Source organism: Pelomonas nitida, from assembly GCF_043555975.1.
Classification (GTDB): Bacteria; Pseudomonadota; Gammaproteobacteria; order Burkholderiales; family Burkholderiaceae_C; genus Pelomonas; species Pelomonas nitida.
The window spans coordinates 270,899-283,684 of sequence record NZ_JBIGIA010000007.1; the positions used below are offsets into that span (position 1 = coordinate 270,899).

The following is a 12,786-nucleotide window of genomic DNA, read 5'->3' on the forward strand; positions in this document are numbered from 1 at the left end:
CGCTCACAGCGCCGTGCGCGAGCAGAGCTGCGTCAACCGGCCCGTCTTCACCCACTCGTCCAGCCGCAGCCGGGCGTCGTCGCGCAGTTCGGTCTCGCTCTGTGCTTCGGCGTCGACCAGGCCGACCCAGGCGTTGCGGCCGATGTCCTTGGCCTCGTACAGCGCGGCGTCGGCCAGGTCGATGGCGGCGTGCCAGTCCAGCGTGGCCGGCAGGCGCGTACACAGCGGGAAGGCGCTGAAACCCACCGAGCTGGTGAGCGACAGCCGGAAGCCGCCGTCCAGCTCGAAAGGCCGGGCGGCGATGGCCTGGCGGGCGCGCTCGGCCAGCTCGGCGGCGCGTGAGCGCGGCGTGCCGCGCGCGACGATGAGGAACTCCTCGCCGCCCCAGCGCACCAGGTAGTCGGTCGTGCGGAACACCTGCTCCAGGCGGCCGCGCATCTGCGTCAAGACGGCGTCGCCGGCCATGTGGCCGTGCGCGTCGTTGATGCGTTTGAAGTGGTCGATGTCGATGAGGAAGAACAGCAGGTCCTGCTCGCTGCCGCCCGGGCTCGGGATGCTCGCGATGGGCTCGTAATGCCGCACGGCCAGGGCCGCGTCGGCCGGCAGCTGGCGGTCCAGGAAGCGCCGGTTGCGCAAGCCGGTCAGCGGGTCGGTGAAGCTGGCCTCCTCCAGCTCGGCGGACTTGGCCGTCAGCGCGGCCGTGGCGGCCTCCAGCGCCTCGGTGCGCTCCTGCACGCGCGCTTCGAGCACGCGGTGGCGGTGCAGCAGCAGCCGCGTGCGCACACGCACGATGCCGGCCACCAGGCCCACCACGGCCAGCGCGGCCAGCGCGCGCGCCCAGCCGGTCTGCCACCAGGCCGCCCGCACGACGACGTCGACCACCCGCTCGGCCGAACCCCACACGCCGTCGCGGTTGCTGCCCTGCATGTGCAGCCGGTAGTGGCCCGGCGAGAGGTTGGTGTAGGTGGCCGTGCGGCCCAGCGTGCCGTCCACCCAACCGTCATCCATGCCCTGCAGCCGGTAGCGGTAACGGTTGCGCGCGGGCTGGCTGTAGTCCAGCGACGCGAACGCCAGCGTGAAGGCCCGCTCGCCCGGCCCCAGCACGAGCTGGTCGGCGCCGGCCGGTAGCGCGCGTTCCTCGCCGTCGACGCGCAGGTCCGAGATGACCAGCGGCGGCCGGTAGGACCAGGGCGAGAAGCGGTCGGGGTCGACGATGAGCAGCCCGCGCGCGCCGCCGAACAGCATGCGGCCATCGTCGAGCGGCGCATAGGCGCGGAACCAGCCGGTGCCGAGGTCGGCCCCGTCGGCGGCGCCGAGCTCGCGGCGCTCGCCGGTGCGCGGGTCGAACATGTTGCGCTGCGACCAGATGCGCCCGCGCTTGTCGACCAGCAGGTTGGCGCCGAAGGCGCCGCCGGCGTCCGACGCCGCGACGGCCTCGAAGCGCGCATGGCTGCCATGGCTCTCCACCAGCCGATGCAGGCCGGTGCCGGTGTCCACCCACAAGCGGCCCGCCAGGTCCACCGCCATGCCCAGCACGGTCTGGCCGGTCAGGCCCGTGGCGTCGACCCACTCGGCCACCGGCTCGTCATCGGCCGGCGAGGCGACGCGCAGCAGCCCCGCCGCGCCGCCGGCCCACAGGCTGCCGTCCGGCAGCCGCGCGAAGGCGTTGAGTTCGCCGGTGCCACCCACGAGGCCGGCGGTGGCCACGGGGCGCATCTGCGGGTGCCGGGGCGTCCAGCGCATCAGCCCGTCGAGCGTTGCGATCCACAGCGCGCCGTCATCGCTGGCATGGAAGCGCCGCGGCACCGCGTTGCCGCTGCGCATGGTTTCCTTCAGGCGGCCACGTTCGTCGAAGCGCATGAGCTGCGTGTCGACGGCCACCCAGACCGAGCCGTCCGCCGTCTGGCCGAGCGCGTTGATGCGGCCCGCCGGCAAGCCGCCGCTGCCCGGCACGATGTGGGCGATGGGCTGCAGGTTGCGGTCGCGGCGCTCGATGCCGCCGGCCAGCGTGCCCAGCCAGATCTCGCCGTTCTTCAACTGCAGGATGCTGCGCACGTCCAGCGCCGCCGGGCCGATGCCGTCGCGCACCATGGACAGGCCCGGCAGCGACGGCACATGGCGCATCAGCCCGCCGCCGTAGCTGCCGGCCCAGATGGTGCCGGAGGGGTCGCGCAGCAGCGCACGCACGTCGCTGCGCGGGCCGGCGGCGGCACCGGCCGCGGCCGACAGCCGTTCGATGAGGGTGCCGTCGCTGGCACGGCGCCGCGACAGGCCCGACGAATCGCCGAACCACAGCTCGTCGGCATCCGGCTGCGCCATGGCCATGACGGGCCAGACGCTGGCCGAGCCGTCGGCGGGCGAGCCCGGGCTGAAGGGCAAGGCCTGGCCGGCGGTGGACAGCGCCTTCAGCCGGCCCTGCGCCGTGCCCGCGATGATGCGGCCGTCCAGCGTCTCGGCCAGCAGCGTGACGAGCTGGTCGGACAGGCCCACGTCCAGCGTCTCGATGGGGCCGTCGGGCGCCTTGCGCGCCAGGCCGCGCCAGGTGCCGATCCACAGCGTGCCCTGTCGGTCCACCAGCAGCGTCTGCACGCGGGGGTCGGGCAGGCCGTCCTCGCGGCCGCGGTGGTGCGTGAAGCGCTCGCGCTTGACGTCGAAGCGGTCCAGCCCGCCGCTGCCGCCGATCCACAGCGTGCCGTCCTTCTCCAGCGCCAGCGTGCGCACAGTATTGGCGGCCGGTGCCGCCTCGTCGGCGGAGTGGCCGTCGCGGGCCCAACGCGCCCATCGACCGGTGGCCAGGTCCATGCGCACCAGGCCGCTGTTGCCCGCCGCCACCCACATCCAGCCGCGCGGGTCGGGCAGCATGGCGCGCACGAACTGCTCGGGCAGCAGCTGCCCGTCGGGCGCGGCCAGCGCGTGATGCTTGAAGGCATAGCCGTCGAAGCGCATCAGCCCTTCGGGCGAACCGGCCCACAGCAGGCCGTGGGCATCGAGGGCTAACGCGGAGACCACGTTGTCACGGACGGCGCCGGATTCGCCCACGGGCTCGAAGCGCGGCACCACGGCCTGCGCCGCTCCGACCAGCCCCAACACGATCACCAGGGCTACGCACCCTTTCGTTATGACGACCCTCATCCCGGCATTCTCAACGACGCCCGACACCCGCCGAGCCCCGGCCCCGCCCGGGAAAGCCCCGGGGCCGCACCGCCTTGGCCGGGCCACAACGTGAACTAGTGGCGGCTGCGCGGCAGTTGTATCAATTGGTGTTGCGCGATTTTATCAATTTGCGGCAGACTGCGGTCACGGTCCTGCTGAACCACCTGGTGAGTCCGGGGCCGCCGGAGTTCCCCCATGGACGCGCCCCTCGCACCACCCGCTCCCGTGCCGCCCGCCGATGCCCCGGCGACGCTGCTGTTCGTGGACGACGAGCCCTCAATCCTCAGCGCGCTGCGGCGGCTGTTCCGCCCCCATGGCTACCGCGTGCTGCTGGCCGACAGCGGTGCGGCGGCGCTGGAGATGCTGGCGCAGGAGAAGGTGGACCTCGTGCTGTCGGACATGCGCATGCCCGGCATGGATGGCGCGCAGCTGCTGCAGGCCGTGCGCGAGCGCTGGCCCGACGTGGCCCGGCTGCTGCTCACCGGCTACGCCGACATCGGCTCGACGATTGCCGCCATCAACCACGGCGAGATCCAGCGCTACATCGCCAAGCCCTGGGACGACAACGAAGTCCTGATGGCTGTCCGCGATGCGCTGGAGCGCTACCGCCTGCGCATGGAGAACCAGCGGCTGCTCGCGCTCACCCGCGAGCACAACGAGCAGCTGGAGCGCCGCGTGGCCGCCCGCACGGCCGAGCTGTCGCAGGTGAACGCCATGCTGGAACAGGCCTTCGCCGAGCAGCGCGAACACTTCATGCTGTCCATCAAGGTGTTTGCGGCGCTGATGGAGCTGCGCGACGGCGGGCTGGCCGGCTACTCGGAGCGTGTGGGCCAGTTGGCCCGGCGCCTGGCCGAGGCGATGAACCTGCCGCCCACGCAGCAGGAGGAGTGCTATGTGGCCGGCTTGCTGCACGAGGTGGGCAAGATCGGCCTGCCCGACGCGCTGCTGCGCAAGCCCGTGTCGCTGATGCGCGATGACGACCTGATCCGCTACCGCCGCTATCCGCTGCAGGGTGAGGCCGCGCTGATGCCGCTGTCCGGCCTGCGCAGCGCCGCGCGGCTGGTGCGCTGGCACCAGGAACGGCTGGACGGGCACGGCTTTCCCGACGGCATCGGCGGCGCGGACCTGCCCGTGGCGGCACAGATCGTCGGCCTGGCCGCCACCTACGAGGGCCTGCAGGCCGGCCGCCTCTCCGAGCGCCGCCACACGATGGCTCAGGCCCGCGCGGCTGTGCTGGGTGCTGCGGGCACCCTTTACCTGCCCGACGTGGTGACCGCGTTCGACCGGCTGCTGAGCACCGCGCCGCCGCCGGCGCAGCGCGAACGCGAGCTGTCAGCGGCCGAGCTGGCGCCCGGCATGGTCATGGCGCAGGACCTGCTCAGCCCGCAGGGCACCTTGCTGCTGGCCGCCGGCTTCGTGTTCGACGCCCCCGTCATTGCGACGATCCGGGACCTGCTGGCGCGGGAGGGCCTGGACGTCTGCTTCCGCATCCGCGACACCCGCCCGCAAGCCGTCCCGGCCTGAACTTCCGCAGAGAACGCCCATGCACAGCCTCACCACCGCCTCCCGCATCGAACCCCAGCATGTGCTGCTCGTCGACGACGAGTCGGCCATCCTGCACGCCCTCGTGCGCACGCTGCGCCGCGGTGTCACCGAAGGCCTGTGGCCGGCGCTGCGCACTGAGCTGTTCACCGACCCGGCGGCCGCGCTGGCGCGTGCCGAGGAGCAGACCTTCGCGCTGGCCATCAGCGACTTCCGCATGCCCGGCATGAACGGCGCGCAGTTCCTGGCCCGGCTGCGCGAGCGCCAGCCCGAGTGCCGGCGCGTCATCCTGTCTGCGCATGCCGACTTCGAAGGCCTGGCTGACGCCATCAACTCGGCACGCATCGCGCAGTTCCTGTCCAAACCCTGGAACGAGCCCGAGCTGCTGGCCGTCGTGCACGAGCAGCTCAACGAATACCACCAGGCCGTCGAGACCCAGCTGCTCGCCGAGCGTCAGCGGCTGAGCCAGGGCGAGCTGACGCCGCAGGAAGCCGAGCGGCGCCGGCTGGAACGCATGGAGCCCGGCATCACGCGGGTCGAGTGGAGCAGCGACGGCGCTTACGTGCTGGACGCCGTCGGCGCGTTCGGGCCATGAACGACGCCACCCAGCCCCTGCCGCCCGGCCTGCGTGCGGGGCTGGAGGCGGTGTGCGCACCGCTGCTGGCGCACGACGGCGAGCGCATCGTGTTCGCCAACGACGCCATGCTGCGCCTGCTGGGCCGCAGTGCCGACGAGCTGGCGCTGCTGGCGCCCGAGGCCTGGGCTGCCGACACGCAGCAGCTCTCGCTGCGCGACTACGGGCGCCGCTGCCTGGGCAGCGACGAGGCGTTGCCGACGATGGAAATCGAGGCCGTGAGCGCCAGCGGCAGCAGCCGCCACCTCGAGATCACCGCGCGCCGCCTCGCCATGGGGGGCGGTGCCGCGCCGCTGGTGCTGCTGAGCTGCCAGGACCTCAGCGACATGCGCCACGTGCAGAACAGCCTGCTGGAGGTGGGCCGCGTGATGTACCAGATCGTCGAGAACGGGCCGGTGGCCAGCTACGTGCTCGACAGCGGCCACCGCGTCACGCACTGGAACGCCGCCTGCGCGCAACTCACCGGCCAGCCCGCGTCGCAGATGCTGGGCGGCGACGAGACCTGGCGCGCCTTCCACGCGCAGGCGCGGCCGACGCTGGCCGAGCTGATCGTCGACGGCCGCGTCGAGGCCGACGGCCCGCTGTACTACGGCGCCGACTTGCAGCGCTCGCCACTGCTGCCCGACAGCTTCGCCTACGAAGGCTTCTTTCCACAGCTGGGCCCGGCCGGGCGCTGGCTGTATGTGACGGCCGCGCCGCTGCGCGGCATCGACGGCCAGGTGATGGGCGCCATCGAGACGCTGCAGGACGTCACGACCCGCCACCAGGCCGAAGAGCAGCTGCGTCGCCACCAGGCCGCGCTGGAGTCCATCGTCGAGCAGCGCACCGCCGAGCTGCGGCTGACGCACCGGGAGCTGGAGGCCTTCCTGGAGAACGCGTCGGTCGGCATCATCTCCACGCGCGACATGCAGATCACGCGCAGCAACAAGAAGTTCGCCAAGATCCTGGACCTGCCGGACGATGTGGCGGCGACCGATGTGCCGCTGCGCCGCTTCTTCCTGGACGATGCCGACTTCCACGACCTCGACCGCATGGCCGCCAACGCGCTGCGCGCCGACACCTCGCTCGTGCAGGAGATGTGGCTGCAGACCTGGACGGGCCGGCGCATCTGGGTGCAGCTCATCGCCTATGCATCCAACCCCGAGGGCAGCGCCCCGGGCATGTGGTGGCTGTTGCAGGACCACAGCGACGTCATGCGCGCGCAGGAGGAGCTGGTGCGCAACTACCGCAACATCCAGGAGACCAACGCGCGGCTCGAAGAGGCGCAGAACCAGCTGCTGCAGTCCGAGAAGATGGCCTCGATCGGCCAGCTCGCCGCCGGCGTGGCCCACGAGATCAACAACCCCATCGGCTTCGTCAACTCCAACCTCGGCACGCTGCGGCGCTATGTCGAGCAGCTGCTCGCGTTGATCCAGGCCTACGGCGCCCGCGGGCGCGGCACGAGCGATGCCGAGCTGGCGGCGATGGAGAAGGCTGCCGACCTGGAGTTCATCGCCGAAGACCTGCCCATGCTGCTCAACGAGAGCGAGGAAGGCCTGTCGCGCGTGCGCAAGATCGTGCAGGACCTGAAGGACTTCTCGCGCGTGGACCACGCCGACTGGCAGGACGCCGACCTCAACGCCGGCCTGGAGTCCACGCTCAACGTCGTCATGAACGAGGTCAAGTACCGGGCCGACGTGAAGCGCCAGTACGGCACGCTGCCACCCGTGCGCTGCCTGGCTGGTCAGCTCAATCAGGTGTTCATGAACCTCATCGTCAACGCGGCGCATGCGATGCCGACGGACCGCCGCGGCATCATCACGCTGGCCACCGGCGTGGCGGAGCAGGCCGAGCGCGACTGGGTCTGGATCGAAGTGGCCGACGACGGCTGCGGCATGACGCCCGAGGTTCAGCGCCGCATCTTCGAGCCGTTCTACACGACCAAGCCCGTGGGCCAGGGCACGGGGCTGGGCCTGTCGATGTCGTTCTCCATCGTGCAGAAGCACGGCGGCCGCATCGAGGTGCAGTCCGCCCCCGGCGAGGGCACCCGCTTTCGCGTGTGGGTGCCTGTGGCCGGGCCGGTGGCCGGCTGAGCCGCGTCAGGCCGCCAGCGGCCGCGCGATGGCGTCGATGCGCTCCACCACGTCGGCCGTCAGCTTGGGCGTGACGGCCAGGGCGGCCAGGTTGTTCTGCAGCTGCTCCATGCGGCTGGCGCCGAGGATGACGCTGGACACGCGCGGGTTGCGGTTGGCCCAGGCGATGGCGAGCTGCGACGTGTTGCAGCCGAGCTCCTCGGCGATGGCGCCGAGCTTCACGACGGCCTCGTTGCGGGCCTTGTCCTGCACCTTGTCGCGCAGCCAGCTCATGCTTTCCAGCGCCGCGCGGCTGCCGGCGGGAATGCCGTCGCGGTACTTGCCGGTCAGCAGGCCGGAGGCCAGCGGGCTCCAGGTTGTCAGGCCCAGCCCGATGTCCTCGTAGAGCCGGGCGTATTCCTGCTCGACGCGCTGACGGTGGAACAGGTGGTACTGCGGCTGCTCGACGACGGGCTTGTGCAGGTGGTGGCGCTCGGCGATGTCCCAGGCCGCGCGGATGTCGGCGGCGCTCCACTCGCTGGTGCCCCAGTACAGCGCCTTGCCCTGGCGGATGATGTCGCTCATGGCCCAGACCGTCTCTTCGATCGGCGTGTGCGGGTCGGGGCGGTGGCAGTAGATCAGGTCGATGTGCTCGAGCTGCAGGCGCTTGAGCGACCCGTCCACGGCCTGCATCAGGTATTTGCGGTTCAGCGTGTCCTTGCGGTTGACGGTCACGCCGTCCCGGTTCAGGCCCCAGAAGAATTTGCTGGAGACGATGTAGTCCAGCCGGTTCCAGCCCAGCGCCTTGAAGGCCTGGCCCATGACGACCTCGCTCTCGCCTTGCGCATAGACCTCGGCGTTGTCGAAGAAGTTGATGCCGGCGTCGAAGGCGGCGGCCAGCATCTCGCTGGCGGCCTTGGTGTCGACCTGGTTGTGATACGTGACCCAGGAGCCGAGGGAGAGTTCGGACACCTGGAGGCCGGCGCGGCCGAGTCGGCGGTATTGCATGGGCGAGTCCTGTGGGTGCAACGGAAAGTGCGGCAGCTTACGGCGGCTTGCATGGACGCGTGGGCCGGGCGGTTATCGTTGCGGCCATGAACCTCGCCGTCATCGGCGCCGGGCCTGCGGGCCTGGCGCTCGCGCTGCTGGCCGCCGAGCGCCTGCCTGCCGCCAACATCCACCTCTTCGACACCCGCGCGCTGGACCACGACGTCAGCGGCGACGCGCGCACCTTGGCGCTCAACCTCGGCAGCGTGCGGCTGCTGCAGCGCCTGCAGGCCTGGCAGCCGGCGGCGGCCGAAGCCATCCGCACCGTGCACATCAGCCAGGCGCCGCCGTCGCCGGTGGCCGGCGCGGTGCGCCTGCATGCCGCCGAACTGGGCGTGCCGCAGCTGGGCGCCGTGCTGCCCTACGGCGCGCTGGTGGCGCCGCTGCAGCAGCGCTGGCTGGGCATCGCCGCGCGCCGGCCCGAGCAGCTGTTCACGCGCTTCGGCACGCCGGTGCACGCGATCCGCTCGGAGGCCACTGGCGTCGAGCTCGACAGCGGCGACGGCCCGCTGGTCGAGCGCTTCGACCTGGCCGTGGTCGCCGAGGGCGGCGTGTTCGCCGAGCAGGAGCGCAAGCGCATCCGCAGCGACTACCACCAGAACGCCTGGGTCGGCACCGTGCGGCTGGCCGCGCCCGGCCTGCAGGGCCTGGCGGTGGAGCGCTTCACGCGCAACGGGCCGCTGGCGCTGCTGCCGCTGCCCGACGACGCCGCCGGCCCACGCGCCGCGCTGGTGTGGTGCCTGCCGCAGGCCGAGGACGACATCGCCTCGCTGAGCGACGCGCAGCGCCTGGTCGTCATCCAGCAGCAGCTGCCCGATGTGGCCGGTCGGCTCACCGGCATCTCGCCGCTCAAATGCTTCCCGCTCGGGCTGAATGCCGAGACCCGCCTGCTGCAGGGCCGCACGCTGCGCATCGGCAATGCCGCGCAGACGCTGCACCCGGTGGCCGGCCAGGGCCTGAACCTGGGGCTGCGCGACGCCCAGGCCCTGGTGGACGCGCTGCGTGAGTGGACCAAGACAACCGCCGCGACCGGCCAGACGCTGGACACCGCGCTGGCCGGCATCGAACGCCAGCGCGCGCCCGACCGCTGGCCCATGATCGCCGCCACCGATTTCCTGGCCCGCAGCTTCGCGTGGCGGCTACCGGGCCTGCCAGGCCTGCGCGGCCTGGCGCTGGCGGGCCTGCAGCAGGCGACCCCGCTGAAAGCCGCGCTGGCCCGGCGGATGATGTTCGGCGGCTGAAGATGAGCTCACCCCCTACCGGCTTCGCCGGCCCCCTTCGAGGGGGCGCCGCTGGTGGCCCGGCAAAGCCGGTTCCACGGCGGCCGCTGGAAGCGTCGGCGGCTGTGCGCCGACCTGTGTTGAATTCGGATTAGCGAGAAGCACTCGATGCGGAATCTCCCTCTTTTTGTTTTGGCGCTGCTGCTTGCCGCAGCCCGGCCCGCGCTGGCCCAGGCCGCGCCGCTGATCCCACCCACCAAGCCCGTGGCCGGTGTGGCGCAGGAGGAATGGTCCAAGCGCTGGTGGCGCTGGGCGCTGTCCTTCGACGACGAGGACAGCCCCGTCGCCGACCGCGACGGCCGCTACTGCGCCAGCGGCCAGGAAGGCGCCGTGTGGTTCCTCGCCGGCACTTACGGCTCGGCGCGCACCATCCGCAGCTGCCATGTGCCGGCGGGCAAGACGCTGTTCTTCCCGCTCATCAACTACATCACCGTCGAGCCCGACGACGCGGACGAGAGCTGCGTGTCGCTGAAGCAGCGCGCTGCGCGCCTGGTGCCTGCGCCCGATGCGCTGCTGCTGGAAGTCAACGGCAAGCGCTTCGCCGGCCTGGAGGCGCACCGCCAGGTCACGCGCCGCTGCTTTCACCTCAGCGACGACGACGACACGCTGGCCGCCGGCAACGGCTTCTACGTCGCGCTGGGCCCGCTGAAGAAGGGGCGCTACACGCTGAACTTCGGCGGCATCCTGCCGGGCATGTCGCAGGCGGTGACGTACACGCTGAATGTGGACTGACGCGGGGCTCGCGTCGGGCTGATCTCTGACACGCATCGGCTGCCGAGGCCCGACGCTGAGGTCTGGTGGCAGGGCTCGGACGTGGAGGCCCCGGCACAGTGCTGAGCAAGGCTCGCTACGGCCCTGACGAAGCGGTGGCCGCGGCCCTTTGGGACAATCCGGAAATGAACCAGCCCCCACGCTCGCCCTGCTCGCTGCCCTCCAAGGGGGCGCATCATTGGCTTCGGTCGGCCGAGCGCCATTGATATGAGCCTGACTGCCTACATGGACGACCTCGGCCGCGCCGCCCGCGCGGCCGCCACGCAGATGGCAGCCGCCTCGACGGCCGCCAAGAACACCGCACTGCTGGCCCTGGCCCGCCGCCTGCGCGAGGCGGGCCCAGCCTTGGCCGAGGCCAACGCCCGGGACCTGGCAGGCTCCGCTGAACTGAGCGGTCCGCTGCGCGACCGCCTCAAGCTCGACGCCAAGACGCTGGCCACGGTTTCTGAGGGCTGCGAGCAGATCGCCGCCATGCCCGACCCCGTCGGCGAGATCACCGGCGTGAAGCGCCGCCCGACCGGCATCAGCGTGGGCCAGATGCGCGTGCCGCTGGGCGTGTTCGGCATGATCTACGAGAGCCGCCCCAACGTGACCATCGAGGCCGCGTCGCTGGCCATCAAGAGCGGCAACGCCTGCATCCTGCGCGGCGGCTCGGAGGCCATCCACTCCAATCTCGCACTGGCGGAGCTGGTGGCCGCGTCGCTCGAAGATGCCGGTCTGCCGCGCGCCGCCGTGCAACTCGTCAACACGACCGACCGCGCCGCCGTGGGCCTGCTCATCAGCCAGCCGCAGTGGGTGGACGTCATCATCCCGCGCGGCGGCAAGGGCCTGATCGAGCGCATTTCGGCGGAAGCCAAGGTGCCCGTCATCAAGCACCTGGATGGCAACTGCCACAGCTATGTCGACGAGTTCGTCGACCTGGCCCAGGCCGTGAAGGTCGTCGACAACGCCAAGACGCAGAAGTACAGCCCCTGCAACGCGACCGAGTCGCTGCTGGTGCATGCGGCGCAGGCCCGGGCCTTCCTGCCGCTGATCGCCGAGGTGTTCGCGGCCAAGGGCGTGGAGATGCGCGGCTGCGGCCGCACCCGCGCGCTGCTGCCTGCGGCCGTGCCGGCGACGGAGGAGGACTGGTCCACCGAGTACCTCGCGCCCATCATCAGCATCAAGGTCGTGGACTCGCTGGACGAGGCGATCGCGCATATCAACCGCTATGGCTCGCATCACACGGACGCGATCCTGACGACCAACCACGTCAACGCCATGCGCTTTCTGCGTGAGGTGGATTCAGCCAGCGTGATGGTCAACGCGAGCACGCGGTTTGCGGATGGTTTCGAGTACGGGCTTGGGGCGGAGATCGGCATCTCCACCGACAAATTTCATGCCCGTGGGCCGGTGGGGTTGGAGGGGCTCACTTCGATGAAGTGGGTGGTGTTGGGGCAGGGAGAGGTGAGGGGGTGAGCGGCGCGGTGATTTGCGGCTTGCCTGGCCCTGACACGCGATGTCCGCTGCACTGACCCCCGCGGAGTCGGTCTGCATGTTGGGCCTGATTGCCCCGCAGTTCCTGGTGTTCTCGCGCGTGCTGTATACCCGGCAGTTCTGGCTTGTTTGGGGGGTGGTCGTGGGCGTAGCCGCGTTGTGGGCCATGCTCGTTGGAATCTCGGATGCCTTCAACATCGGTACGGTTTCGCTCCCAGGCGGCCGAGGGCACCCTCGGCTCGTGGTGCCGTGGCCCGCAGCCTGGGCCTACTTCAGTGGGCTGTTGCTCGCCGTGGCGGCTGCTGTGCTGTTGGGGGGCATCAGGCCAGGTTCAGGGTTCGACGGACTGCAAGGGCTCGGCGTGCTCTTTGCGGTGGCCAGTTTGCTGATGCTTGCACTCTCGGAGCAGTTCAGCTCGTTGCGGCGGTTCGGCTTCATGCTGGCTGTTGCAAGCCTGCTCGGGCTGGTGCTGTGGGCAGGACATAGATTCGGCAAATGGACGGCGATGGCCTTGTGGGTTGCCGTGGTGGCGTGTGTTGTGTGGAGCTCGGCAGGCTAATGGGGCGAATGAAATGAACCCCAACGAAGTCCTGCCAGTGGTTCGTCGGCCCGGCTGTTGACGCCCGCGAGAGGCCCAGCCGGGAGTTCGCCCCGGCGGGCGACCTACTTTCTGGGCGACCAGAAAGTAGGCAAAGAGTCGCCCCTGTTCCGTCGCCCCTCGCTGCGCGAGGGGTTCCCTGCGATGCTCGGAACCCGAGGCTCGCGCAGAACTCACTTCGCTACGCTCCGTTCAAACAACTGCGCGAAGTCAGGTGACGAAGCGGGCTTCGCC

The 12,786-nt window shown here is 71.0% G+C and carries 9 protein-coding genes; 7 read left to right on the forward strand and 2 right to left on the reverse strand.

All coding sequences use genetic code 11. The annotated features are described in order from the left end of the window. Window positions 1-3: 3 nt before the first annotated feature. A complete protein-coding gene (locus tag ACG00X_RS11560; RefSeq protein ID WP_394488328.1) occupies window positions 4-3,132 on the reverse strand; it encodes a diguanylate cyclase in 3,129 nt (1,042 codons plus the stop codon). Between the two features lie 216 nt (window positions 3,133-3,348). On the opposite strand from ACG00X_RS11560, the gene nosR reads away from it, so the two are divergent. The 3 genes from nosR to ACG00X_RS11575 are packed head-to-tail and all read left to right on the forward strand — an operon-like array spanning window position 3,349 to window position 7,401. Next, the gene (nosR, locus tag ACG00X_RS11565) at window positions 3,349-4,677 is read left to right on the forward strand and encodes a response regulator c-di-GMP phosphodiesterase, NosR family (protein WP_394488329.1); all 1,329 of its coding nucleotides are present in this window, start codon (window positions 3,349-3,351) and stop codon (window positions 4,675-4,677) included. Between the two features lie 19 nt (window positions 4,678-4,696). After that, window positions 4,697-5,290 carry a response regulator gene (locus ACG00X_RS11570; protein ID WP_394488330.1) on the forward strand — a complete coding sequence of 198 codons (594 nt, stop codon included), beginning with the start codon at window positions 4,697-4,699 and terminating at the stop codon, window positions 5,288-5,290. Beyond that, complete coding sequence (locus ACG00X_RS11575; RefSeq protein WP_394488331.1) at window positions 5,287-7,401, forward strand: ATP-binding protein; 2,115 nt, start codon at window positions 5,287-5,289, stop codon at window positions 7,399-7,401. Before ACG00X_RS11570 ends, ACG00X_RS11575 begins: the two co-directional genes overlap by 4 nt. Window positions 7,402-7,407: 6 nt before the next feature. Here ACG00X_RS11575 and ACG00X_RS11580 read toward each other — a convergent pair whose 3' ends face one another. Then, window positions 7,408-8,388 carry a potassium channel beta subunit family protein gene (locus ACG00X_RS11580; protein ID WP_394488332.1) on the reverse strand — a complete coding sequence of 327 codons (981 nt, stop codon included), beginning with the start codon at window positions 8,386-8,388 and terminating at the stop codon, window positions 7,408-7,410. Window positions 8,389-8,474: 86 nt separating this feature from the next. On the opposite strand from ACG00X_RS11580, the gene ACG00X_RS11585 reads away from it, so the two are divergent. The 4 genes from ACG00X_RS11585 (at window position 8,475) to ACG00X_RS11600 (ending at window position 12,513) form a co-directional block, all read left to right on the forward strand. Continuing rightward, entirely contained in the window at window positions 8,475-9,668 is a 1,194-nt protein-coding gene (locus ACG00X_RS11585; RefSeq protein ID WP_394488333.1) for an FAD-dependent monooxygenase, read from the forward strand. 147 nt (window positions 9,669-9,815) lie between these two features. Further along, a complete protein-coding gene (locus ACG00X_RS11590; RefSeq protein WP_394488334.1) occupies window positions 9,816-10,439 on the forward strand; it encodes a hypothetical protein in 624 nt (207 codons plus the stop codon). Between the two features lie 246 nt (window positions 10,440-10,685). Continuing rightward, on the forward strand, window positions 10,686-11,936 hold the full coding sequence (locus tag ACG00X_RS11595; protein ID WP_394488335.1) for a glutamate-5-semialdehyde dehydrogenase: 1,251 nt from the start codon (window positions 10,686-10,688) through the stop codon (window positions 11,934-11,936). A 40-nt stretch (window positions 11,937-11,976) separates the two neighbouring features. Continuing rightward, window positions 11,977-12,513 carry a hypothetical protein gene (locus ACG00X_RS11600; protein ID WP_394488336.1) on the forward strand — a complete coding sequence of 179 codons (537 nt, stop codon included), beginning with the start codon at window positions 11,977-11,979 and terminating at the stop codon, window positions 12,511-12,513. Window positions 12,514-12,786 lie beyond the last annotated feature (273 nt).

What these genes read in the sequence shown, in the direction of transcription:
- nosR (WP_394488329.1), top strand. Translation starts at nt 3,349, where the DNA reads ATGGACGCGCCCCTCGCACCACCCGCTCCCGTGCCGCCCGCCGATGCC.
- ACG00X_RS11595 (WP_394488335.1), top strand. Translation starts at nt 10,686, where the DNA reads ATGAGCCTGACTGCCTACATGGACGACCTCGGCCGCGCCGCCCGCGCG.
- ACG00X_RS11560 (WP_394488328.1), bottom strand. Translation starts at nt 3,132, where the DNA reads ATGAGGGTCGTCATAACGAAAGGGTGCGTAGCCCTGGTGATCGTGTTG.
- ACG00X_RS11575 (WP_394488331.1), top strand. Translation starts at nt 5,287, where the DNA reads ATGAACGACGCCACCCAGCCCCTGCCGCCCGGCCTGCGTGCGGGGCTG.
- ACG00X_RS11585 (WP_394488333.1), top strand. Translation starts at nt 8,475, where the DNA reads ATGAACCTCGCCGTCATCGGCGCCGGGCCTGCGGGCCTGGCGCTCGCG.
- ACG00X_RS11600 (WP_394488336.1), top strand. Translation starts at nt 11,977, where the DNA reads ATGTCCGCTGCACTGACCCCCGCGGAGTCGGTCTGCATGTTGGGCCTG.
- ACG00X_RS11590 (WP_394488334.1), top strand. Translation starts at nt 9,816, where the DNA reads ATGCGGAATCTCCCTCTTTTTGTTTTGGCGCTGCTGCTTGCCGCAGCC.
- ACG00X_RS11580 (WP_394488332.1), bottom strand. Translation starts at nt 8,388, where the DNA reads ATGCAATACCGCCGACTCGGCCGCGCCGGCCTCCAGGTGTCCGAACTC.
- ACG00X_RS11570 (WP_394488330.1), top strand. Translation starts at nt 4,697, where the DNA reads ATGCACAGCCTCACCACCGCCTCCCGCATCGAACCCCAGCATGTGCTG.